This is a genomic window from Peribacillus sp. FSL K6-1552, from assembly GCF_038005205.1.
Lineage (GTDB): Bacteria > Bacillota > Bacilli > Bacillales > DSM-1321 > Peribacillus > Peribacillus butanolivorans.
Genome location: NZ_JBBOST010000001.1, coordinates 1,039,086 through 1,062,134 on the forward strand (window position 1 = coordinate 1,039,086; position 23,049 = coordinate 1,062,134).

General features: G+C 38.4%; 21 protein-coding genes, 1 pseudogene and 1 riboswitch. Of the genes and pseudogenes, 12 read left to right on the forward strand and 10 right to left on the reverse strand.

Translation table 11 applies throughout. The features are described 5' to 3' along the window. Nucleotides 1-246: 246 nt before the first annotated feature. Nucleotides 247-387 carry a bacitracin ABC transporter ATP-binding protein gene (locus NST21_RS04995; protein WP_340888047.1) on the reverse strand — a complete coding sequence of 47 codons (141 nt, stop codon included), beginning with the start codon at nt 385-387 and terminating at the stop codon, nt 247-249. Nucleotides 388-544: 157 nt separating this feature from the next. Continuing rightward, nucleotides 545-687, forward strand: a riboswitch (cyclic di-AMP (ydaO/yuaA leader). Nucleotides 688-838: 151 nt separating this feature from the next. On the opposite strand from NST21_RS04995, the gene NST21_RS05000 reads away from it, so the two are divergent. From NST21_RS05000 to NST21_RS05010, 3 genes are all read left to right on the forward strand, one after another. Next, nucleotides 839-2,665, forward strand: a complete 1,827-nt coding sequence (locus NST21_RS05000; RefSeq protein ID WP_340888049.1) for an APC family permease — start codon at nt 839-841, stop codon at nt 2,663-2,665. Nucleotides 2,666-3,033: 368 nt separating this feature from the next. Then, on the forward strand, nt 3,034-3,888 hold the full coding sequence (locus NST21_RS05005) for a RhaT/GlcU family sugar-proton symporter (RefSeq protein WP_340888050.1): 855 nt from the start codon (nt 3,034-3,036) through the stop codon (nt 3,886-3,888). Nucleotides 3,889-3,903: 15 nt separating this feature from the next. Then, the gene (locus tag NST21_RS05010) at nt 3,904-4,689 is read left to right on the forward strand and encodes an SDR family oxidoreductase (protein ID WP_053344696.1); all 786 of its coding nucleotides are present in this window, start codon (nt 3,904-3,906) and stop codon (nt 4,687-4,689) included. Between the two features lie 232 nt (nt 4,690-4,921). Here the strand turns inward: NST21_RS05010 and NST21_RS05015 are convergent, their stop codons facing one another. Further along, nucleotides 4,922-5,467, reverse strand: coding sequence for an NADPH-dependent FMN reductase (locus NST21_RS05015; RefSeq protein ID WP_053344697.1), 546 nt, complete (start codon nt 5,465-5,467; stop codon nt 4,922-4,924). A gap of 176 nt (nt 5,468-5,643) precedes the next feature. After that, nucleotides 5,644-6,723 carry a dimethylsulfone monooxygenase SfnG gene (gene sfnG, locus NST21_RS05020; protein ID WP_340888052.1) on the reverse strand — a complete coding sequence of 360 codons (1,080 nt, stop codon included), beginning with the start codon at nt 6,721-6,723 and terminating at the stop codon, nt 5,644-5,646. Between the two features lie 409 nt (nt 6,724-7,132). Here sfnG and NST21_RS05025 point away from each other — a divergent pair, with 409 nt between their 5' ends. After that, nucleotides 7,133-8,317: an acyl-CoA dehydrogenase family protein gene (locus NST21_RS05025; protein ID WP_340888054.1), complete on the forward strand. Its 1,185-nt coding sequence runs from the start codon at nt 7,133-7,135 to the stop codon at nt 8,315-8,317. A 20-nt stretch (nt 8,318-8,337) separates the two neighbouring features. On the opposite strand, the gene NST21_RS05030 is transcribed toward NST21_RS05025, so the two are convergent. After that, complete coding sequence (locus NST21_RS05030; RefSeq protein WP_340888055.1) at nt 8,338-9,318, reverse strand: bile acid:sodium symporter family protein; 981 nt, start codon at nt 9,316-9,318, stop codon at nt 8,338-8,340. 197 nt (nt 9,319-9,515) lie between these two features. On the opposite strand from NST21_RS05030, the gene lepB reads away from it, so the two are divergent. After that, on the forward strand, nt 9,516-10,064 hold the full coding sequence (gene lepB / locus NST21_RS05035; protein ID WP_340888057.1) for a signal peptidase I: 549 nt from the start codon (nt 9,516-9,518) through the stop codon (nt 10,062-10,064). A 164-nt stretch (nt 10,065-10,228) separates the two neighbouring features. Further along, nucleotides 10,229-11,275, forward strand: coding sequence for a nicotinate-nucleotide--dimethylbenzimidazole phosphoribosyltransferase (gene cobT, locus NST21_RS05040; protein WP_340888058.1), 1,047 nt, complete (start codon nt 10,229-10,231; stop codon nt 11,273-11,275). A gap of 132 nt (nt 11,276-11,407) precedes the next feature. On the opposite strand, the pseudogene NST21_RS05045 reads toward cobT, so the two are convergent. The 3 genes and pseudogenes from NST21_RS05045 to NST21_RS05055 all read right to left on the reverse strand — a co-directional run. Beyond that, nucleotides 11,408-11,644, reverse strand: a pseudogene (locus tag NST21_RS05045) (zinc-binding dehydrogenase); the annotation flags it as partial. 245 nt (nt 11,645-11,889) lie between these two features. Next, nucleotides 11,890-12,021 (reverse strand): hypothetical protein, encoded by a 132-nt coding sequence (locus NST21_RS05050; RefSeq protein WP_321175451.1) that lies wholly within the window; start codon nt 12,019-12,021, stop codon nt 11,890-11,892. Nucleotides 12,022-12,385: 364 nt separating this feature from the next. Next, nucleotides 12,386-13,786 (reverse strand): sigma-54 interaction domain-containing protein, encoded by a 1,401-nt coding sequence (locus NST21_RS05055; RefSeq protein ID WP_340888062.1) that lies wholly within the window; start codon nt 13,784-13,786, stop codon nt 12,386-12,388. A gap of 100 nt (nt 13,787-13,886) precedes the next feature. Here NST21_RS05055 and NST21_RS05060 point away from each other — a divergent pair, with 100 nt between their 5' ends. The 3 genes from NST21_RS05060 to NST21_RS05070 all read left to right on the forward strand — a co-directional run bounded on the left by NST21_RS05060 (nt 13,887) and on the right by NST21_RS05070 (nt 16,003). After that, complete coding sequence (locus NST21_RS05060; protein ID WP_340888064.1) at nt 13,887-14,012, forward strand: hypothetical protein; 126 nt, start codon at nt 13,887-13,889, stop codon at nt 14,010-14,012. A 328-nt stretch (nt 14,013-14,340) separates the two neighbouring features. Continuing rightward, a complete protein-coding gene (locus NST21_RS05065; protein WP_340888066.1) occupies nt 14,341-15,390 on the forward strand; it encodes an XdhC family protein in 1,050 nt (349 codons plus the stop codon). Continuing rightward, entirely contained in the window at nt 15,383-16,003 is a 621-nt protein-coding gene (locus NST21_RS05070) for a nucleotidyltransferase family protein (RefSeq protein WP_340888068.1), read from the forward strand. The genes NST21_RS05065 and NST21_RS05070 overlap by 8 nt, the downstream gene beginning before the upstream one ends. Nucleotides 16,004-16,177: 174 nt before the next feature. Here the strand turns inward: NST21_RS05070 and NST21_RS05075 are convergent, their stop codons facing one another. Then, nucleotides 16,178-16,777 carry a DNA-3-methyladenine glycosylase gene (locus NST21_RS05075; RefSeq protein ID WP_340888071.1) on the reverse strand — a complete coding sequence of 200 codons (600 nt, stop codon included), beginning with the start codon at nt 16,775-16,777 and terminating at the stop codon, nt 16,178-16,180. A gap of 119 nt (nt 16,778-16,896) precedes the next feature. Then, nucleotides 16,897-18,462 carry an MDR family MFS transporter gene (locus NST21_RS05080; RefSeq protein WP_053344708.1) on the reverse strand — a complete coding sequence of 522 codons (1,566 nt, stop codon included), beginning with the start codon at nt 18,460-18,462 and terminating at the stop codon, nt 16,897-16,899. A 270-nt stretch (nt 18,463-18,732) separates the two neighbouring features. Between NST21_RS05080 and proC the strand changes: the two genes are divergently transcribed. From proC to NST21_RS05095, 3 genes are all read left to right on the forward strand, one after another. Continuing rightward, nucleotides 18,733-19,539 carry a pyrroline-5-carboxylate reductase gene (gene proC, locus NST21_RS05085; protein WP_340888073.1) on the forward strand — a complete coding sequence of 269 codons (807 nt, stop codon included), beginning with the start codon at nt 18,733-18,735 and terminating at the stop codon, nt 19,537-19,539. 85 nt (nt 19,540-19,624) lie between these two features. Next, nucleotides 19,625-20,992: an FAD-binding oxidoreductase gene (locus tag NST21_RS05090; protein WP_340888075.1), complete on the forward strand. Its 1,368-nt coding sequence runs from the start codon at nt 19,625-19,627 to the stop codon at nt 20,990-20,992. A gap of 104 nt (nt 20,993-21,096) precedes the next feature. Further along, entirely contained in the window at nt 21,097-21,693 is a 597-nt protein-coding gene (locus tag NST21_RS05095) for a dienelactone hydrolase family protein (protein WP_340888076.1), read from the forward strand. A gap of 82 nt (nt 21,694-21,775) precedes the next feature. On the opposite strand, the gene ald is transcribed toward NST21_RS05095, so the two are convergent. Next, nucleotides 21,776-22,909 carry an alanine dehydrogenase gene (gene ald / locus NST21_RS05100; RefSeq protein WP_056530979.1) on the reverse strand — a complete coding sequence of 378 codons (1,134 nt, stop codon included), beginning with the start codon at nt 22,907-22,909 and terminating at the stop codon, nt 21,776-21,778. Nucleotides 22,910-23,049 lie beyond the last annotated feature (140 nt).

Here is a 23,049-nt window from a genome sequence, read left to right on the forward strand (position 1 = left end):
CAACTAAAAATAAAGTTTTCTTTATAAGTTGAGTATAGAAAATAACAAATCGTGAGAGGTATTTTGAGCTGATAAGAAACCACAAAGAGGAGAGAAGTACTAATGGTAGTTCCTAATTTACTGGTTATAAACAGGTGAGGAATTAAAGGTGTCTAGTGTAAAAAACTCTGGGTGGGAGAAATCCAGAGTTTTCTTGGGGAGATATTCAGAAAGGAATTTCCTTTTGTTAATAAATGAGAGAAGTATTCAGCTTCTTTCTTCCCTATTTCTATTATGGTGCTGATCATTTTTTTCCTTTGCAGGACCACCATATTGTTCGTTAATTTCTTTAGCCACTTGATCTAAAAACTCATCAGATATGATTGGGTTATCAGTTTTTTGGGGCATGTATTCTGTTCTCTCCTTTCTTGGTACTAATGTGTCTTAATCACTAATGAAGTATTTGTTAACAACATAACCTCTCTAAGAAAAAATTATTCTTATTGTTTGCAAAATTTTCATTTACTTTTCCGAATCACGGGAGTATGATAATCAACAGTTTCATATTTCTAAATCGCTGAAACCTTATGGTACGGGGGAACCGTTATTAGGATTGTTTTCAATCCAAGGGGTGAATCCTTTCTAGGTAGGGCTACTCAAAGGTCCGAATCCGACAGCTAACCTCGTAAGCGTTATATGAGAAGGAAGGTGGAGCTTGTGAGACAAAAAAATGATGTCTGCAGGTCTATTTAACTATGACTTGTGGGCATTTTTCTATTTTATTCTTGTTTTTTTCGTGAAGTTTTTTTCATATAACTGGGCAAAATAAACTTAATTTGAAAAATGGCGGTGATTCTTAGTGTTATCTTCTATAAAGAGGTTCTTAATAGGTCGGCCTCTAAAATCTACTGCATTAGGTGACCAAAAGCTTAACAAAACAAAAGCTTTGGCCATATTATCTTCTGATGCTTTGTCTTCCGTTGCATATGGCCCGGAACAAATTTTAATTGTTTTAATTACAGTGGGTGCCGCAGCATTTTGGTATTCCATTCCTATCGCCATTGGTGTATTGATTCTGTTAATGGCTTTAATTTTGTCCTATAGACAAATTATCTTTGCTTATCCTCATGGCGGGGGAGCATACGTGGTTTCAAAAAACAATTTGGGTGTGAATCCTGGGTTGATAGCTGGAGGATCTTTGTTAGTCGACTATATCCTAACTGTGGCTGTAAGTGTTTCTGCGGGTACAGATGCCATCACATCTGCTTTTCCCAGCCTACATTCATATAATGTGATTATTGCTATAATTTTTGTAATTCTTCTTACCATCCTTAACCTAAGAGGGGTAACAGAGTCGGCTTCCGTATTAGCCTATCCAGTGTATCTATTCGTTTTAGCGTTATTCATTCTGATTGGTGTAGGTGTATACAAAATTTTGACTGGTGAAGTTTCCCCTGACTTACATGCATCAATCGGAACACCAGTAGCAGGGATCAGTTTATTTATACTTCTAAGAGCTTTTGCATCAGGTAGCTCTGCATTAACAGGAGTTGAAGCGATTTCCAATGCGATTCCAAACTTTAAAAATCCAGCGCCTAATAATGCTGCAAAAACATTAATAGCTATGGGTTCTTTACTTGCTGTGTTATTTACGGGTATTGTATTCTTAGCCTATTATTTAAGCATTGTTCCTAGCGCAGAGGTAACTGTTGTTTCACAAATTGCTGAAGAGATATTTGGACGCAATTTTATGTATTACTTTATCCAAGGTACGACAGCATTAATATTAATACTTGCTGCCAACACTGGCTATTCTGCTTTCCCTTTGCTTGCGGTAAATCTTGCAAAGGATAAATTCATACCTAGGGCGTTTACAATTAGAGGAGACCGATTAGGATATTCCAATGGAATTATCATACTAGGACTTGCATCAATCATCTTAATAATTGCATTTGGAGGACATACAGAAAATCTTATTCCCCTTTATGCGGTAGGGGTATTTATTCCATTTACGTTGTCCCAGACCGGGATGATTGTTAAATGGATTCGCGAAAAGCCAAAAGGATGGATGATGAAGTTAACCATTAATTCAATTGGTGCCCTTATTAGCTTTATCGTCACGATGATATTCTTTTTAACAAAATTTACTCAGGTTTGGCCTGTTTTGATTTTTTTACCTATCATCATTGTTATTTTTCATCGAATTAGAAAGCATTATGAAGCAGTTGGTGACCAACTTAGGATTACAACTTGTGAGCCTATCTTACCAATAGAAGGGAATATCATTATTGTACCTGTGGCTGGTATAACTCATGTGGTTGAGAACTCCTTAAATTATGCTAAATCTCTTTCAGCACATCAGGTTATTGCCGTTTATGTTTCTTTTGAAAGAGAAGATGAAAAAAAATTCGAAGAAAAATGGAAGAAGTGGCAACCAGATGTTAGACTTGTGACACTAAACTCTTATTACAGGAGTATCATACAGCCATTAACTAAATTTGTAGATACGGTTGAACATAAAGCGAGGGAATCCAACTATAAAGTTACGGTAATAATCCCTCAATTTATTCCGAAGAAAGGCTGGCACAATATTCTTCATAACCAATCAAGTTTACTGATTAAGGCCTACTTGCTTTATAGAAGGAATGTAGTTGTTACGACTGTACCTTATCATTTGAAGAAATAAAAATATATAAAAAGTGATTTCATAGACAGTCTTACTTTGCTGTATTCTCTACCGAAAGAGCAAACCTTAACTGGGTTTGCTCTTTCTTCAATTTACGCTCTATATTGAGAAAAAAGGGTTGCCGCTGGCAATCCTTTTTATGTTGGACAATTTTTCTGAAGCTGAATTTGTCTATCCTTTTGAGTTCATCATTATCATTCATTAGATTAAATGGTTATTAGATGATCAAAATCCAGTAACCCTCTAAGAAGTTTTCATTGATAAAATTACCATGGCTCAATTTCCTTAATGAGAACATATTAAAAAAAGACAAAATAAAATTAATTTCCTGATTTTATGTTTCGAATATACATATGTGGGGGTTGAAGATGGATATATTATTAGCTCTCTTACCGGCACTATTCTGGGGAAGTATCGTTTTATTTAATGTGAAACTTGGTGGTGGTCCCTATAGTCAAACGCTCGGTACAACGATTGGGGCTTTGATTTTTTCTATTGGGGTTTATTTTTTCGCGGATATCAAGTTGTCACCTCTAGTTTTTGGTGTGGGGTTTGTTTCAGGACTTTTTTGGGCTGTTGGACAAGCTAATCAGCTCAAAAGCATTGATTTAATGGGTGTTTCTAAAACAATGCCGATTTCAACGGGATTACAGCTAATTTCTACTACTTTATTTGGAGTCATTGTTTTTCACGAATGGTCTACACGGAAAGCGGTTATTTTAGGCGTACTGGCTTTAGTATTTATTATCATTGGAATCGTGTTGACCTCACTGGAAGATAAAGAATCAAAAGAGAGTAAATCGGGAAACTTGAAAAAGGGAATCGTTATTCTACTCATCTCAACATTTGGTTATTTAGTTTATGTGGTTGTTGCACGTCTTTTTGATGTTAATGGCTGGTCAGCATTGTTTCCTCAAGCAATCGGGATGGTGGTAGGTGGCTTATTATTAACGTTTAAACATAAGCCGTTTAATAAGTATGCAATTCGCAATATCATTCCTGGATTAATATGGGCAGCAGGAAACATGTTTTTATTTATATCACAGCCTCGTGTGGGAGTCGCTACGAGTTTTTCCCTATCTCAAATGGGCATAGTCATCTCAACTCTCGGCGGGATCATCATTTTACGTGAGAAGAAAACAAAGCGCCAATTAATTGGAATCGTTATTGGAATTATCTTGATTATTATAGCTGGGGTTATGCTCGGCCTCGCAAAAAGCTAATTGGAGGATGATAGAATGTATACAGATTTAGAAGGCAAGGTCGTTGTGATAACTGGTTCATCTACTGGTTTAGGAAAAGCAATGGCAATTCGCTTTGCTCAGGAAAAGGCAAAGGTCGTGGTTAATTACCGTACTAAATTAGAGGAAGCAGATAGTGTGTTAGAAGAAATCAAAAAAACTGATGGGGAGGCTATTGCAGTAAAAGGTGATGTCACCGTTGAAGAAGATGTCATTAATCTTGTGCAATCAGCCATAAAGGAATTTGGAAAACTAGACATTTTCATTAATAATGCAGGAATAGAAAATCCAGTTCCTTCTCATGAGATGCCCTTAAGCGACTGGAACCGGGTGATTGATACCAATTTAACTGGTAATTTTTTAGGTTGCCGTGAAGCCATCAAGTATTTTGTAGAAAACAACATTAAAGGAAATGTGATAAACATGTCCAGTGTACATGAGAAAATTCCTTGGCCTTTATTTGTTCACTACGCGGCAAGCAAGGGTGGTGTGAAGTTGCTTACGGAAACTTTGGCGTTAGAATATGCGCCAAAAGGGATTCGTGTAAATAGCATTGGTCCTGGTGCAATAGCCACACCAATAAATGCCGACAAGCTTGAAGATCCTGAAAAGAAAAAGGATCTTGAAAGTATGATTCCGATGGGGTACATTGGAAAGCCCGAAGAAATCGCTGCGGTTGCCGTATGGCTGGCATCTTCGGAGTCTAGTTATGTTACGGGCATCACCCTATTTGCTGATGGGGGCATGACGAAATACCCTTCATTTCAAGCGGGAAGAGGATGAAGGCATCTCTTGAATCATACACTTCTTAATAATGGTTTTAATAGGTTTTATCATGGACTTACTTCCTCGTTAGTCTGCTCTTCTTTAATAGGGTAGAGGATTTAGTAGGCAATTAGTTCAGCTAAAAGAGTGAATCTGTCTCACAACTTATACTAGGCGTAGGTAGTTTAATGAATAGGTTTGACGCATAAAAAATCCCAGTAGGATCATTCCTACTGGGGTTTTTACTAAATTAACGATTATGATGATTAAACCAGGTAATGAAGTTATCAACGACCGTATCTAAAAACTGAACAGTCGGTTCATGAGTAAGAGTACCTTCTTTATCGATTTTTTCATGAACTGCTCCAACATACACTTCATTTCCAGGAAGCAGAGGAGAGGAGATCCCTAGAGCAAATAGAATTTCACGCAAATGTAATTGGGCTTTAACCGTTCCTAAATGTCCCATGGACGCACCCATGATCCATGATGGTTTACCAATCATGACTTTATCTACACGTGATAACCAATCGATAACATTGCCTAATACGCCTGGAATCGTTCCATTGTATTCAGGAGTTACCCACAAGACTGCATCTGCATTGGCCACTTTGCTTTTAAATTCTTTTACCACTACAGGAGGGTCGTTTTCGATATCTTGGTCATAAAAAGGCAAATCCCGAACGTTTAAGATTTCAAGTTCAAACCGTTCTTGATATCGAGTTTGAATAAATTTAGCAAGCTTTAGGTTATAAGATTCTTTACGAATACTCCCTACAATTGCAACAACTTTCATCTTCATTACCTCCGAGTATTTATTTGTATTTTCCATTCGTGTTAATTTGTTCCACTTTGATATTATAATTGTTATTTTATTGAAAGGGAAAAAGGATGCTTATGAAAACTCAAATACTTGTACTACTTCGGAGTATTGTGACCACTTTAAATCAGTGTTGCATTCTTTGCTATTAGCTATATAGTAGCAATTTCTTCTTTTACCTTTGCTTCCTTTTGCCTTACGAGAGGAATTATCTTCTCCCCGAAGACTTGTAAATCTTCTTCGTAGTGCAGGAATCCTGTTAAGATGATATCCACTCCGATTTTTTTTAATTCAATGATGCGGTCCGCAACTTGCTCGGCAGTCCCAATTAACCCGGTTTTAAATCCGTCGTTGTATTGAATGAGATCCTCGAATGTTGAGTTTTGCCACATTCCTTCACCTTGTGAAGAAGCTTGACCTGCAAATTTCACTTGGCTTTTAAATCCTTCGACAGCCTTTTGATCTGCATGTAAAACAATATCTGTTAAAACTTGTTTTGCTTTTTCTTCTGTATCACGGACAATCACAAAACCATTAACACCAATCTGAATCTCTCTTCCATTCGAGCGAGCCAGTGATCGTACATGGTTTATTTGTTCTTTTAATTTCTCTAGTGTGTTTCCATTTATAAAATAAACATCAGACACTCGTCCTGCCATTTCTCTTGCGGCAATAGAGTTGCCACCTTGAAATATTTTGGGAGGGTTAATCGGTTTGGGTTTTAGGGGTGCTTCATTTGTTCGGTAAAAATCACCCTTAAAAGTAGTCGCTTCCTTTGTCCATAAATTCCGTAGTACTTGTATAAACTCTTCAGAACGCCGATAACGTTCATCATGATCTAACCATGGTTCTCCATAACCAGTAAACTCGCCTTTAAACCATCCACTAACGATATTTATGGAAGCACGTCCATTGCTGATATGATCGATTGTTGAGATAATTTTGGCTACGACACCTGGGTGCCACAGTCCAGGAAGAACGGCGGTAATGATATTAATTTTATTTGTCACACTTGCCAATGCAGAAGCAAGCGTAGCAGCTTCTAATTGATTCTCAGCCCCATAGCTTGCAAAGAATCTAGTTTGTAGTAAAACATAATCAAATCCAAGATTTTCGGCCATTTGTGCATATCGTTTATTCGCGTCATACGTCCAACCTGTTCTTTGGGGAATATCCGAAATAACCAGACCTCCACTTACATTTGGTGCCCAATATGCAAATTGTAAACTCATTAATATTACCTCCTGTTTTTCGGGAATACCCTTATCTAAAAAGCAATTTTTCATAAAGAAAGGCTCTTGTCAGCCTTCAAAAAAGAAGAATTCGACAAGAGCCTCTGGTAAACCAGTCAGCATTTTTTGTTTTTTTAAGTACGTACACCTTTGTGAGAAAGTTTAATATACATTAAGCCTACCTGTCAAGTGAGCATTGAGAGGCGGATTTGTACCCTTTATAAAAAACCATTCTTAACCATTACTTGACTAATGTGTTTAATAAGATTTAATATTAAAACGAAGATTCTGATAATTTAATAGCCGACTAGGTCACTAGAGGCTCCCAATTCAAGGTGGAATATATCTTGAGAGGGGAGTCTCTTTATTATTTTTGAGAAATAAAGACGAATTAAGGAGGACTCAATTAATGAAAATAGCGAAAGAAAATAAGGCTGATTATCTTGAGATAGCTTCCTCATTAGCGAAGGAATTTGCTAAAACAGCAATTGAGCGAGATAAACGAGGAGGAACGGCAAAATTTGAGCGTGACTTACTTCGTGAAAGTGGTTTGCTTTCGCTTATGATTCCAAAATCCCTAGGAGGGAAAGGGGAAGATTGGAAAACAGTTTTACAATTAACACGTGAACTGGCAAAAGTGGATGGATCGATCGCACATTTATTCGGATATCATTTCTTATGTTTGACATCTGTCCACTTATTCGGATCTCCATTTCAGAAAGAGAAGTTATATAAGGAAACGGCCGAAAAAAATTTGTTCTGGGGAAATGCCTTTAATCCGAGGGATGAAAATTTGCTATTGAAGAAAGAAAACTCACAATGGATATTGAGTGGGAAAAAAAGCTTTTGTTCAGGGGCCATGGATTCTGCCCGCTTATTGATTTCTGCTAAGAGCACAGGTTTTGATCGCCCTGTTATTGCTGTTATTCCAACTAATCGAAAAGGAATTATTATACAGGATGATTGGGATAGTTTTGGACAGCGCCAAACAGACAGCGGGACTGTTATTTTTAATGAAGTGTTACTGAAAAATGAAGAGGTGCTTGATCATTATGAACAAGACCTCCAAGGTTTGTTTCCTACACTAAGGACACATATTGCCCAAACAATTTTGGTTCATGTGATGCTAGGAGTTGCGGAAGGAGCCTTTGAGGAAGCAAAGAACTATACAAAAAATGTGACCCGTCCTTGGTTGACGTCTAATGTAGAAGATGCAACCAGCGATCCCTATACCATTCGCCATTATGGAGAATTATTCGTTCAATTAAAAGCTTCAGCTGCACTGGCTCAAAATGCTGCAGATGGCCTGCAGTATGTATGGGGAAAAGAGTGGACACTAACTGAGCAGGAACGGGGAGAGTGCGGAATCACGATTGCAACAGCGAAGGTTTCCGTAGCGAAAACGGCATTAGAGGTAACGAATCGTATGTTTGATGTAATGGGTGCAAGAGCTACCTCGGCTAGGTATCAGTATGATCGATTTTGGAGGAATATAAGAACCCATACATTGCATGATCCGATTGAATATAAAATTCGGGATATCGGCAATTGGGCCCTCAATTCTAAGGTGCCTGAAATCACACCTTATTCCTAACGAAGTAAGCATGAATTATCTCAAGTTTTAAAAAAACCATCCGATTTAATCTTTGAAAAACGTCGATGGTAATACTTATCTAATGAATATCCGAAAAAGGAAGCGAGCATCTGTTGAAACAGCATTCCAAGTACTACAGGAACCGCAACGGCAGCCGGGAAATAGGTGGTCGCAAGAACAGCTCCAGCACTGATGTTCCGCATCCCGCCGGTAAAAGTTAAGGTAATGACGTCTTCCTTTTCCCATTTTAATAATTTACCAATTATCCAAGAAAGAGCATAGCCTGAAGCGGCTATAAACAATACCAAGAAGGTCATGATTATTAATTTTTTGTCGAAATGAGTTAAATAGGGTGCAATTTTTGAACTGTTCAATATTACGACAATTCCTACGCTTAGTTTGGAAAAAGGAGCTAAGCGGGGGGATAGACTTGTTTTTACCTTGCCTTTCGTAGTCTGATTCAAGAACATTGCCAGCATGGACGGAAGAACGACCATTCCGATTAACCCTTTCACCATTGACCACATATCCATTTCGATTGAGCCGCCTCCGAAAAGGGTAACACTATAAGGAACGATGAAAGGAGAGAGCAGGGTGTCGATTAGGATAATGGTTAGAGCAAGTACGGCATTTCCTTTATAAATGGATACCCAAATCATACTGGTGATACCTGTTGGAATGATAACTGATAAGACTAAACCCGTAATCGTGAAGGCATCCCCACGAAAAACTAAATGGCCAAGGGCCCAGGCCCATATTGGCATAAGTACGTGCAGGATGATCAAAACGATGAAAACAGGTAAAGGGTGTGTGACTACCCGTTGCAGTGATTTAAAGTTTGAGCCTAAACTTCCTGCAAATGTGATGAAAGCAAATATCCATGGAACTAGAAATGTGTAGTCAGTTAAATGTTCGGCTAATAAGACGCCAATAACAACGCTTATTGGTGTAATAAGCGGCATAGCTTTATCCATTTGTTTATTAATTGTCTTCAGCATCATTCATCCATCCATTTCCTACGTGAAATTCTTCATAAGTAAGTTTATCATATTCAAAAATACGTATTTTAAAAGAATGAACTTTTGACTTAACGACTTCTACTATATACATAATAAATCCATTTAAGTAAAATATTAATATAAAGAGATTTTTATTTTAAAAATGTTAGCCGTTCAAAATAGAGGAGAGGGGAGTATCTATGCAGAAAGATATAAAAAGTGAAGTATTTTCATGGGTGAAATCTATCCTATTTGCTTTAATAATCGTGTTTATTTGCAACCAGTTTTTATTCACCCCAGTGATTGTTAAAGGTAAATCAATGGAGCCAACTTATGAAAACAATGACAGGATTGTAGTTACAAAAATCGGTAAGATCGAACATTTCGATATGGTCGTATTTCATGCTCCTGATGCAGATAAGAAGTATATCAAAAGGGTGATCGGCCTTCCAGGTGACAGTGTGGAAATGAAAAAAGACGTACTATATATCAATGGGAAAAAGTATACAGAACCATATTTGAAAACAAAAAAAGAGAAAATTCCACCTGAAGAAAATCTGACGGAGAATTTTACCCTGCAAAATCTATTAGGGAAATCCAAAGTACCCAATGATTATTTATTTGTCATGGGAGATAATCGTAGGGATAGCTGGGATGGCAGAAGATTTGGTTTTATATCCGAGGAATCACTTGTGGGTAAAGTGGAATTTCGTATCTATCCATTAAATGAACTAGGGATGCCACAGTAAAAATTATAAACTTGGAATACGCGTTTGTTAATTATCCATATTACTTGAAGAGAAATTTTATAGCGTAATAATATGGACTAAGTTGTATTTATAGCAGATGATAGATTAAGAACCTTTTCCAATGGTTAAGGTTTTTTATTTTGATTTTTGGAGGTTTTTTCATAATGAAGAATGGATTAGCCACTCTCTCCATCCCAATGCTGGATGAAGAAATGGGACAGCAGGTAAAAAGGTATGTGGATTCTCTGACAGTTCCGCAGGGAAGTTTGGGACGGCTGGAAGAATTGATAATTGAATTAGCAAAGATGACAGGTGAAGCCTTTCCTGAAGTATCGAGACCGGGCGTGATTGTGTTTGCAGCCGATCATGGGATTACGGATGAGGGGGTTTCCGCTTATCCAAAAGAAGTGACAGAACAAATGGCTCTCAATTTCCTGAATAACGGAGCCGCCATCAATGTATTCAGCCGTGCGATTCATGCTTTTTTTGACATAGTTGATATCGGGATTGACGCTGATTTTGAAGCACCGGAATTAACTTCAAGGAAAGTCCGCCGTGGAACAAGAAACTTCTATAAAGAAGATGCGATGACACGGGAAGAAGTAAACCAAGCGCTTGAAATCGGGTATGAGCGCGCGCAGAAAATGATTGAACAGGGAGCGAAATGTCTAATCCTCGGTGAAATGGGAATCGGAAATACGACAGCTAGTTCTGCAATCATCTCCGTTATTAGCGGGAAGAGCGTAGAATCGCTTGTAGGCCAGGGAACAGGACTAAAAAGTGAAGGTATTTTACATAAACAAAGAATTATTGAAGAAGCAATCTTATTAAGAAAACCTATTCCTGATGATCCAATCGATATTCTGATGAAAATTGGCGGATTCGAAATTGCCGGGATGGCAGGAGCCATGCTTGCAGCAGCCAATAACCGAATTCCCATTCTTGTTGATGGTTTTATTACAACGACGGCTGCTGTAATTGCAAACCTGATTTCGGGTCGTGCATCTGATTATATGTTTGTCGGACATCAATCCGCAGAGCCGGGACATAGAACGGCCATTGAATTGCTTGGTAAAGAGCCAATTCTTCAACTGGGAATGAGAATAGGAGAAGGAACAGGAGCCGCAGTTGCTTTTCCTATTCTTAAGTCGGCGACATTGGTCATAAAGGAAATGGCAACATTTGAGTCGGCAGGTGTGTCAAACAAATAATAATTATAATAAGAAGGGGGCTTTCTATATGAAGGCCTCTTATTTTTATGTAGAACTGCTAAGAAAAAACCATCATGCATCTACCGTGATTTCTTGTTTTTTTACCATGAGCGGTCCGGTGCATCCGTTTTATTAGGTTTTGTTATTATGTTCCAAAGTTATTACTACATTACCCTTTTTGTGTCCTTTTTCTACATAGGTATGGGCCTCGGCAATTTGTTCCAACGGATAGTGCCTATCTATGACAGATTTTATCTTTCCCGCCTCAATAATCCAAAGCATTTGAACAAACTGTGGCAGCCCAGCGACAGCTGCAAGATAGAATAACGAGAACAAAGGAGAGTTATTTACTGAAACGTAATATCTCTGTTAGAATTTTCAAGAATATGGATACCGATATTCAGTATTTAAAGTTTAGAAAAGAGAGTTTTTTGATAGACAAAAGTTTACTATCCTTGCTCCACTAATAGGTGCGATTCTTCATTAAGAAGGATCGCCTTTCCTTATGCAGATAAAGGGGCAGGATAGTTGATCTTTGGTGTCGTAATTGACTCAAACTATTCATTAAGAAGAATGTAAAACAGTTAAAAAAGAGGATAATAAATCCTCTCAGTTTATTTGTCTTTATCTAATTGTTCATCAGATTTTTGGACGATTTCTTTTAATTCTTCTATGTCACCTTTAGCATTAATAATTTCAAAGATCTCATTTAAGCCATCTGAGGTTTTTTCATCTTCTGTTTTCACTTTACCCCTCCTAATTGTGGTTATTTTTAAGGTCTCCAAAAACTAAAAGATAAAACATAAAAAGAAAAAAAGGGATTAGGAAAAGTGTACAAGTTGATTTCATAATAAAACCCCTCCAAATAGGAGAGGTTGTAAAGGTATTATGGAGTTGTTTAAGTTGGTAACACTTCCCGATATTACACATCAAAGGCTGCTTGTGCATTTGTAATTTGAAGTTAGCTAATTAAGTTAATTCTTCCTTACCGGCAATGATATCATTGGTTGCTTAAGCGTCTGCTTGCTGTTGTAAGAAGATTTCATAATTAGATTTAAAATGCACAAATCTCAATAGCATTAATTTGATTAAATTTTATTTAAAGCTACATTACTCAGGAGAGAGTTGACTTTGATATTTCTTCATTTTTCGAACGACAGAAGGCTGGCTAATGCCTAAAAATTTAGCCATTTCATATGTGGATTTACATTGTTTATGTGCTTTCATCATCATCCATTTTTCCACTTGTTCAAGAGCTGTCTTGAGATCGCTGTCCTCAACCATCATTTGATCGATCATTAGGGTATCATCCTTTTTCTCCAAAGATTCTTGACTATGAAAATAGGAGGGGAGGAAGCCTGGGTAAATAATGGAGTCTTCGGAAGTCAAAATGAGCCGTTCAATTAAGTTTTCTAATTCACGTACGTTCCCGGACCATTTATGCTGGATGAGGATTTCGTATGTGGAGGGGTGCAATTTTTTGTCGGTCTTGTATTTCTTGTTAATGATCTCGAGATTATGATTGATTAAGATGGCAATATCCTCTTTTCTTTCTCGTAAAGGTGGGATATGGACAGGAATCACGTTTAAGCGGTAATACAAATCGAGCCTAAATGAGCCTTTTTCTACCATTTCTTCGAGGTTTTGATTTGTTGCTGTTACGAGCCGAAAGTCTATCTTATGCTCTTTTTTTCCACCTACTCTTTTAAAGTTTTTCTCCTGCAGAACATTTAATAATTTCACCTGCATATCCAGAGGAAGTTCTCCGATTTCATCTAGAAATAAGGTTCCGTTATGTGCCAGTTCAATCAATCCTTGTTTCCCATGCTTTTGCGCCCCTGTGAAGGATCCTGCTTCGTATCCAAACATTTCGGATTCAAAAAGACTTTCTGGAATGGTACTGCAGTTGACTTCGATGAATGGTTCTTTACTGCGATAGCTCTGATTATGGAGCCTTCGGGCAAAGACGCTCTTTCCAACCCCGGATTCCCCGAGAAGCATGACAGTAGCATCCGTTTTTGAAACACGGAGTATCGTTTTGGCGATTTGCCGCATTTCCTTGCTTCGATAGATAAGTTCTTCCTGTTCCCGAAGTTCCTCGACCTCTGTTTGGTAGTCTTGAACCTTTTTCTTCAATTGTCCGTATTGATCCTGTAGGTTTCTGATTTCTGTTTGGTCCTGAGCATAACTAACGACGCGAACCAATTCACCATCATCATTAAAGATGGGATATGCAGTCGACATGACGATTTTTCCCGTCTTCGTATGTTGCATGATTTGAATAGGTGTTCGTTCTTTCAAAACCATAGCGGTGATCGATGGAGAAAGTATTCCTTCAGTTTCCAGCTGGTAAACCGATTTTCCAAGATAATGGTCGGGCTCAATTCCATAAATCCACCAGTGGTTAGGATTCGTAAATAAAATAAAACCCTTTTCATCGGTCACGGTAATATTGTTATTGGATGTGCTGATGATGGTGTCCAATACTCTTTTCACATTGTTATCACTCATTATTTTCTCCTTATCTATTGTTCTAGTGATTCAAATATAAATCAAAAACAAGGGTAAAATCAAGAATTTTCAGATATTTTGATTTGAAAGTGAATCATTTGTGACCAGGATCTTTTTGGTCAGCTTTGCTTTAGCAGCCTTTGTTCAAATGGTGGTGGGCTTTTATTCTAATAAATTTATAAAGCGTGCAGTTTTTGTTGGTGGAGCTGGTGCGACGATAATTTAATTTATGCTTTTAACTCTTTTCACAACGAGTTGTACAGTAAGGAATATTAGGCTGTGTTTCGTATCTAATCACAGCATTAGGACTGATTCTTTTGGCATTTTAATCTAGGTGAGCGGTTCATATAAAGGCGGTTTATCGCTATTTTATGTTTTGTTGCTCTTTCACTGTTTCTTAGCATAGTTTTAGTAAGAAAGAATACTAAATAGATAGTATAGAGTGAAATTTTTTTGTGAAAAAATGGATAAGAAAAGGGATTTTCCCTTTTTATCTTTCACTTTCTTCATAAAGGTCAATAATTAACTCTTAGCAGGCAGGAGGAGAAACGGATATGTCACGGTTACAAGAGTTTAAAGATGTATTTAAAAATATTAAATTAGCATGGGAACGTAACGAACAAGCGGCGATTGCCATGCAAATTAGTGTGAAAGGTTCTGCCTACAGACTGCCAGGTACCAAAATGATGATGGCTGCTGATGGGCAAATGTTCGGTACGATAAGCGGAGGATGTTTGGAAAGCGATCTTTTTGAGTGGGCAGAAAAGGCAATGGAAATGAAAACGCCTTTAACACATAAATACGATTTAAGTGAAAATGAAGTTTGGGGTTTAGGAATAGGATGCAAAGGGATTCTTGAAATGCTCATTCTACCTATAGATCAAAATGATGTATTTTGGAAAAAAACAGAAGAAATTATCCAGAAGGGTCAAGCTTTCTCTTGTGTACTGGAAATACCTACTGGGAGGAGGTTATTGATTGAAAAAGAAGGTAATATGATTGGGGATTTGGATAATCTCCCCTGCGAAGTTGTTGAAAAAGCAAGAAATAGTATGGACACGCAAACTCGTGCAGAAATAATGAGCTGTGAGGGAAGCAGATTTCTAATTGATGCAGTTAAACCTGGGGAAAAATTAATTGTTGCGGGAGCCGGAAGGGATGCAGTACCTGTGGCTGATTTGGCTGCTAAAGCTGGTTTTTCAGTTACTGTATTAGATTCACGTGTGGAATTTAACAACCCTCGACTTTTCCCCTCTGTTATACATTTAATCGAAAATCCTGAAGAGATTAATTCAAATAATGTCACGGATTCATGGTGGATCATCATGAATCATTACCAAGAGATTGATGAAAAGGCATTACAACTTGCTTTGAAAAGTAATCCACGGTACATCGGTGTTCTTGGTCCTATGGCTAGAACAAAAGAAATGCTTATAAATATTGGACAAACTTTTTCCGATGGGCCGATACATTCACCAATTGGTTTGGATCTAGGAGCTGAAACGATGGAGGAAGTAGCCATAAGTATTGTTGCTGAACTAATGACAGTCAAAAATGGTAGAACTCCGGTTCCACTCCATGGAAAGACGAAAATCCATGCTTAAAGTAGGAGCTGTAATTCTTGCAGCTGGAATGTCAACACGTATGGGAAAACCTAAACTATTATTACCTTTAAATGGTCAACCTCTTTTTAAATATGCTCTTAAAGCAACGGTTGATGTTTCATTACAGCCAATCGTTTTAATCGCAGGTCATTATATAGAAGAAATTCGACATTATACTCATGATTTAGAAGATATAGAAATTATTTATAATCAAAATTATGCAAATGGTATGGCTTCTTCTCTGAAACTCGGTATTCAGGCGGTAAAAAAAGATGTGGATGCTGTCATGGTTTTCTTAGCGGATCAGCCCTTAGTTTCCAAATCAATTGTACAATTACTAATTGACCACTATAAAGCTCATAAGCATGAAGGGATTCGTATTGTCCGGTCAAAATATAAAGAAGATTTAGGTCATCCAATTCTGTTTGATGCTGAATTATTTAATGAATTCGATTCAATAGATGGAGATCAAGGAGGCAAAGAAATTATAAAAAAATATACACAATTAACAAAGATCATTTCCTTTGATAACCAGATGTGGGGAATGGATGTTGATACACCTGAAGATTACTTAAAAATGAAAAAATATTTTGATTTAGAACTCTACACTTAGAAAAGCCTTGGCTAGAAAGGGACTACTGCACGAGTCGCTGCTATATAATCGTGGTTGAGCAGTGCTTTTTGTAATTTTTCGGTTGCCCATTCTAACTTTTGTTCTGAAACCCAAAAGAAAAGAGTGACCGTGTTTTGCGGTCACTCCTTTTAAGCATAGGAAAATAATAAATTATTAGCGAGATATAAAAGGATTGTCAGTTACCCAAAAACGCCATGGATAGTCCTTCGCTTCTCCGGAGTTGCCAATGCCGATGCGGGGTCCGCTGGATATGTGCTCAGGCTTTTTTCCAGAAGCAAGATAAAGCGGCGGTTTTGTGAAAGGTTGACCATAATCGGCCATAGTAATGCCTAGTGCTTTGGATAACTTTCCAGGTCCGTTCGTCAACTTTCGAAAATCAGCAAGTCCACGTCTTTCATGCATTAACTCAAGCCCTGAATAGGGTTCCACAGCCCGGATTAAGATGGCTTCCGGTTTATCTAGATCACCGCTCACGACATTGACAAGCGTATGGGTGTGCATGACGTATGTATAGATCATTCCGGACTTTCCGAACATCACTTCAGTCCGCTTCGTCCTTCTATTTCCAAAACTATGTGCAGCCCTATCTTCCGGTCCCATATAGGCTTCGGTTTCAACAATAAATCCAGAAGCGATTCCTTCTGATGTTTCTTTTACTAGAAGGCAGCCGAGAAGGGATTTTGCCAGCACGAGCGTTGGCTGCTGATAAAACTCCGGTGGTAAAATTGAATGGAAATTTGTATCCTTTAGCATAGTATCACTCCATATAGTCTCTTATAGATAAAATTCCCTTATTGCAGAAAAAGAAACCTAGGGATGAAGGAAAGTAAAAAGACCGGCTGGAAAGGCGCCGGTCTCCATGTTAATCATTATTAACCTAAATCTTTTTCCGTTTCTTGATCTCTTTTGATTTTTCCAGAACCAACTGAAAGAGCAACTAATATTCCTACAGAGACAAAAAAGATACCAGTGACAAATACACTTGAAAATGCATCAATCCAGGCATTTTCAATGGTTTTTATAATGATATTGCTGACTTCAGCCGGCATCTTCAGATTCTCAGGATAGAGCATGATATTGAACAAATTATCTGTTTTATCGGCAAGTGCCTTCAATGCTTCTTGTATTAGGGTATTTTTTTCACTAACAACCGCGTCATCCATATTTTGCTGTAGATTGTGATTCATGACTGCATTCAAAATTGTAATACCCATCGTTCCGCCTATTGATCGAAAGAAGGTCGAGGCTGCAGTGACCGATCCTAACTGTGATTTTGGAAATTCATTTTGAACGGCAATCATCAGGGTCGGCATAACAAGACCCATTCCCACACCTAAGACAGCCATGAAGGAATAAGCGGTTAGTATTGTAGTTTCACCATCCATCGTACTCATTAGGAAAAAGCCGAGAGTCGCAATGGCCATTCCAAAGGTAAGCACGGTACGAAAACGAAATTTTAACAACAGCCGCCCGCCAACGACACTAGAAAGAATCAACCCGATCATCATCGGAGTCATGGTCGATCCGGCTTTTGTTGGTGACACTCCTAAAACTCCTTGCATGAACAGTGGGACAAACATGATAGCCCCGAACATACCCAGACCTAGCAAAAATCCTAAGATATTCGTGGTGGCAAAAACTCTATTTTTAAAGAGAGATAAATCAAGAATTGGTTCAACTGCTTTTCTTTCAAAAATGATAAATAGGACAATAAAGACAAGGGTGCTGCCGAAAATCAAGAGAGATTCAAGTGATATCCATTCGAATTTATCACCCCCGAATGTTAAGCCCAATAAAAGCAGGACAATACCTGGAATTAAGGTGAAAATACCAAGGAAATCGATATTCACTTTCTCTGTTTTTTGAATCGCTTCGTTCTTCAACCCGACATAAATCAAAATCGCTGATAATAATCCCGTCGGTACATTAATGAGGAATATCCAATGCCAGCTGATATGGTCGACAATCAGTCCACCCAGAAAAGGACCAATTACAGAACTTAAGCCAAAAAGGGCTCCGAATACACCCTGCCATTTGGCTCTTTGTTCAGCGGTGAAAATATCGCCGATAATCGTTTGGGATAAGGGCATGATCATCCCGCCCCCGATTCCTTGCAGCCCCCGATAGATAATCAGCTGCTCCATCGAAGTGGCAGTGGCGCATAAAAAAGAGCCAATCGTAAAAATAACTGTACCAATCAAATAAAGGGAACGTCTGCCATATAAATCTGAAAGCTTCCCAACAATCGGTACAACGGTCGTAGAGGCAATTAAATAGGCAGTCGTCACCCATGCAAAGATAGTGAAACCATTCAATTCCCCAATAATCGTTGGCATTGCTGTCCCGACGATTGTCTGTTCCAATGAACTGAAAAACATTCCAATGATCAATCCTGTTAAGACAAGCTTGGTATTGACTGCTCTTTTCTCGATTTGCATTTCATTTCTCCATTTCCTTAAACTGTATTCCTTTTTTCAACTAATGACTAATAGGTCAAAATTATATAGTGAAAATGACTTATAAGTCAATCCTTTTTTTTCGCTAAAAAAATCAGTTGCATAAGTCGTTTATTCGTCTATTTCATCTTAGTAATTCGACTTGAAATATGCAATTCCTTCCTAATCTAAATATCTGCGACGTGTTTCCATTTGCCATATCCGATATAATAAGAAAGAGTATAGATGAACTTATGATTGGAAGTGTAAGATATGAATAAAAAAATCGGGTTTATTGGATGCGGTAAAATGGGAGCGGCAATGCTTGAAGGCATGTTGCGCTCGGAAGTCATCTCACCTGAAAATATAATGGTCAGCACAGCAAGTGTTGAGACTTTGACGAAGATCACCTCGAAATATAAGATTGAAGGCTGTTTAGATAATAAAGAGGTAGCTGGTTTTGCCGATTTGCTCTTTTTAGGGATTCAGCCCGCCATGCATAAGCAAGTGCTCGACGAAGTTAAGATTCATGTGAAAGAAGGAGCTGTGATCATTACAATGGCAGCTGGAATAACTACATCACAAATTGAGGAAGGTTTGGGAAAACCAGTGAAGGTTGTCCGAACGATGCCAAACACTCCTTCCCTTGTCGGTGAAGGCATGACGGCAATCAGCATTAATCATGAAATCACAGCAGCTGATATTACTAATGTTACTACACTGTTGAATTCTTTTGGAAAAACAGAGCTTATACATGAAGATTTGATGGACGCAGTGCCAGCAATCAGTGGATCCTCACCGGCTTATGTATACATGTTTATCGAGGCGCTTGCGGATGGAGCGGTTCGTGACGGTATTCCACGAAAACAAGCATATCGAATGGCCGCACAATCTGTAATGGGTGCTGCTAAAATGGTGCTTGAAACAGAAAAGCATCCTGGCGCTTTAAAGGACGATGTATGCACTCCGGGGGGGGCAACAATATCTGCGGTTGCTTCTTTAGAGGAGAATCAGTTCAGAGCTAGTATTTTACAAGCGATGAAAGCCTGCACAGATAGAACGAAGGGGCTCGGACAGTAAGAATTATAGATTGCCTATTCTCAGGCAATCTACTTTTTTACATAATATTATCAGAATGTTTAGTTAAAAAAGAGGGGGAAGCAGAATGAATATATATATAGAGGATTTAAGAAAGATACTAACGGAAGAACAAGTCACGGTGAATGAAACTATATTAGAGCAGCACAGTCATGATGAATCGTATCATACTCCGCACTTACCGGATATGGTCGTTTATCCAAGAAGTGCTGTAGAAGTGAGCGCAGTCATGCGTTATGCGAATGAACATGAAATACCAGTCATTCCTTTTGGTCTAGGTTCGAGTTTAGAAGGACATGTGGTTCCAATTAAAGGGGGAATTTCGCTCGATTTATCCTTGATGAATCAGGTGTTGGAAATCAGGGAAAGTGATTTTTTGGTGAAGGTCCAACCAGGTGTGACACGGACGCAGTTGAATAAAGAATTGAAAAAATACGGATTGTTCTTTTCTGTTGACCCCGGAGCCGATGCGACATTGGGAGGGATGGCAGCTACGAATGCAAGTGGCACAACTTCGGTCAAATATGGAATAATGCGCGATCAGGTTCGGGATTTGGAAGTGGTTCTAGCAAACGGTGAAATTATCCATACCGGAAGCTTAGCTACAAAATCATCATCTGGGATACATTTAAATGGCTTATTTGTCGGTTCGGAAGGCACGCTAGGTGTATTTACTGAACTGACCCTAAAGGTGTACGGTATTCCTGAAGTAACAATGGCAGGGAGAGCTTCATTTCCAACCGTTGAACAGGCAGTATCTGCCGTCAATGGAATCATGCTTGCTGGGATTCCAATTGCGCGTATTGAATTGGTCGATGCCGAGTCTATTAAAAAAGTAAATCAATTTATGGACAAATTTTATGAAGTTAAACCAACATTATTCTTGGAGTTTCACGGGAATTTTGCCGGACTAGAACAGGATGTCAATTTTGCTAAGGAAATCGTAAATGATTTTGGCTGTGAGGATATCCAGTTTGAAACGGATTCAAAAGCGCGAAATGCATTATGGGAAGCTCGCCATAATCTTGCATATGCTTTTATTCACAGTGCTCCGGGTAAGAAGCTGATGGTCACGGACGTAAGTGTGCCCCTCCATGAATTGTCGAATGCCATATTAGAAACTAGGAAAAAAGTCGAACAATCCAAAGTAGAAGGAGCGATTGTGGGCCATGTGGGTGATGGAAATTATCATGTGTTATTCATGATTGATCTAAGTAATCCAGAGGAAGTGAAAGAAGCGAAGCGGTTAAATGAAGAAATAGTCGAATATGCCTTAGCGAAAGGCGGTACATGTACGGGTGAACATGGGGTTGGGCTTGGAAAATCCAAATATCAGCGGAGAGAGCATGGAGCGGCATATGAGGTGATGAAAACGATCAAGCAGGCCTTGGACCCGAATGGAATAATGAATCCAGGGAAGATTTTTGTAGATTGATAGATGAAACATGAAAGAGGGTGCTTTAGGCACCCTCTTTCTGAAACGACAAAAGGGACAGGGGAACTGTATGATGAAGAGAAAAATCTTAACAGGGGTACAAGATGTTCAAGATACAAACAAAAAATACTAATAAAGTAATCATTGTACTGCATGAAATTTACGGGGTTAATCAACATATGAAGGATTTTTGTGAGTTATTATCAGAACAGAACTTTGATGTCATTTGTCCAAACTTTTTGCAACGGGAAGAACCATTTGCTTATGTGCAAGAAAAAGAAGCATATCTTAATTTTATGGATAATGTAGGTTTTACTAAGGCATCGAACAAAATAAAAAAGATAATATTGAAAGCTAATGAGGAATACTCAAAAATATTCATCATTGGATTTAGTATAGGGGCGACAATTGCTTGGTTATGTAGTGAGGAGATATTTGTTGATGGAATAGTAGGATATTATGGCTCTCGCATAAGGGATTATTTAGAAAAAGTACCAAAATGCCCTACATTGCTGATCTTTCCTCAAGAAGAACGATCGGTTGATGTAGACGAGTTAGTTTTACATCTAGATAAAGAGAATATCGAGATACATACATTTAATGGTTTTCACGGTTTTAGTGACCCGTTTTCTCCTAAATATAATATAGAATCAGCAGAAAAAGCCAGTAGCCGAGTTATTAAGTTTTTACTAAAGTCATAAGTAACTGTAGCGGGAAGAATCCCGATTAAGTGCAATAAAAAAGACTCCAGACGCGATGAACGTCTTTGGAGTCTCCTTATTATTATGCGTTAATATTATTTGGGTTTAAAGCATTTTCAACACTAACATAGTTGTAGCCTAGGTCTGATGCAACTGCTTCGAACGTGATTTCTCCATTGGCTACATTGACGCCTTTTGCAAGGGCATCGTTTTCAAGGATTGCTTTGATGGCGCCTTTGTTGGCAATTTGCAGTGCGAAAGGTACAGTTACGTTCGTTAAGGCAACTGTAGATGTTTGAGGCACTGCTCCTGGCATATTTGCCACCGCGTAATGAACTACTCCATGTTTAACATAAGTAGGGTTATCATGTGTTGTTATGTGGTCAACCGTTTCAAAGATACCGCCTTGGTCGATAGCAACATCGACAATGACTGAACCTGGAGACATTGATTTAACCATTTCTTCAGTAACGAGCTTAGGAGCTTTTGCACCTGGAATCAGAACTGCACCGATCACTAAATCAGCTTCTTTGACTGCTTCAGCTATATTATAAGGATTTGAAATGAGTGTAGTTAGTTCATTTCCGAAAATATCATCCAATTGGCGAAGGCGATCAGGACTTAAGTCAAGAATGGTAACATCTGCGCCTAATCCAATGGCGATTTTAGCTGCATTTGTTCCAACCATACCGCCGCCGACGACAGCGACTTTACCACGTTTAACTCCAGGAACTCCGCTTAATAGAATTCCTTTACCACCGTTATTTTTTTCAAGGAACTGAGCACCGATTTGCGCTGCCATACGTCCAGCCACTTCACTCATTGGTGTCAATAAAGGAAGTGTACGGTTTACTGCAACCGTTTCATAAGCAATGGCCAAGACACCGCTTTCTTTTAGAGCCTGTGCAAGAGCTGGTTCAGCTGCAAGATGCAGATACGTGAAAAGAATTAAATCTTTACGGAAATATTTATATTCAGATGAGATAGGTTCTTTTACTTTCATGATCATTTCTGTGCTTGACCAAACGCTAGCAGCGTCCTCGACTATAACAGCTCCAGCTTCTTGATATGATTCATTTGTAAAACTGCTTCCTAATCCTGCGTTCATTTCGATTAATACTTCATGTCCCGCATTGACTAATGCTACAACCCCAGCTGGAGTGATAGCTACACGGTTTTCGTTGTTTTTAATCTCTTTCGGAATTCCTATTCTCATCTTAATCCCTCCAATAATTTGTTTTACTATTTGTATCACAAGTATAATGGGAAAAAGAAACAGTTAGTATGTGGAAATCAGAAAAAGGAAAAAGGTGTATTTGTGTAATTCCACAAACGCAGTATCAATAATCATGGACT

Coding starts and splice junctions, on each gene's coding strand:
- NST21_RS04995 (WP_340888047.1), bottom strand. CDS start 387: ATGCCCCAAAAAACTGATAACCCAATCATATCTGATGAGTTTTTAGAT.
- NST21_RS05005 (WP_340888050.1), top strand. CDS start 3,034: ATGGATATATTATTAGCTCTCTTACCGGCACTATTCTGGGGAAGTATC.
- NST21_RS05010 (WP_053344696.1), top strand. CDS start 3,904: ATGTATACAGATTTAGAAGGCAAGGTCGTTGTGATAACTGGTTCATCT.
- NST21_RS05015 (WP_053344697.1), bottom strand. CDS start 5,467: ATGAAAGTTGTTGCAATTGTAGGGAGTATTCGTAAAGAATCTTATAAC.
- sfnG (WP_340888052.1), bottom strand. CDS start 6,723: ATGAGTTTACAATTTGCATATTGGGCACCAAATGTAAGTGGAGGTCTG.
- NST21_RS05025 (WP_340888054.1), top strand. CDS start 7,133: ATGAAAATAGCGAAAGAAAATAAGGCTGATTATCTTGAGATAGCTTCC.
- NST21_RS05030 (WP_340888055.1), bottom strand. CDS start 9,318: ATGATGCTGAAGACAATTAATAAACAAATGGATAAAGCTATGCCGCTT.
- lepB (WP_340888057.1), top strand. CDS start 9,516: ATGCAGAAAGATATAAAAAGTGAAGTATTTTCATGGGTGAAATCTATC.
- cobT (WP_340888058.1), top strand. CDS start 10,229: ATGAAGAATGGATTAGCCACTCTCTCCATCCCAATGCTGGATGAAGAA.
- NST21_RS05055 (WP_340888062.1), bottom strand. CDS start 13,786: ATGAGTGATAACAATGTGAAAAGAGTATTGGACACCATCATCAGCACA.
- NST21_RS05065 (WP_340888066.1), top strand. CDS start 14,341: ATGTCACGGTTACAAGAGTTTAAAGATGTATTTAAAAATATTAAATTA.
- NST21_RS05070 (WP_340888068.1), top strand. CDS start 15,383: ATGCTTAAAGTAGGAGCTGTAATTCTTGCAGCTGGAATGTCAACACGT.
- NST21_RS05075 (WP_340888071.1), bottom strand. CDS start 16,777: ATGCTAAAGGATACAAATTTCCATTCAATTTTACCACCGGAGTTTTAT.
- NST21_RS05080 (WP_053344708.1), bottom strand. CDS start 18,462: ATGCAAATCGAGAAAAGAGCAGTCAATACCAAGCTTGTCTTAACAGGA.
- proC (WP_340888073.1), top strand. CDS start 18,733: ATGAATAAAAAAATCGGGTTTATTGGATGCGGTAAAATGGGAGCGGCA.
- NST21_RS05090 (WP_340888075.1), top strand. CDS start 19,625: ATGAATATATATATAGAGGATTTAAGAAAGATACTAACGGAAGAACAA.
- NST21_RS05095 (WP_340888076.1), top strand. CDS start 21,097: ATGTTCAAGATACAAACAAAAAATACTAATAAAGTAATCATTGTACTG.
- ald (WP_056530979.1), bottom strand. CDS start 22,909: ATGAGAATAGGAATTCCGAAAGAGATTAAAAACAACGAAAACCGTGTA.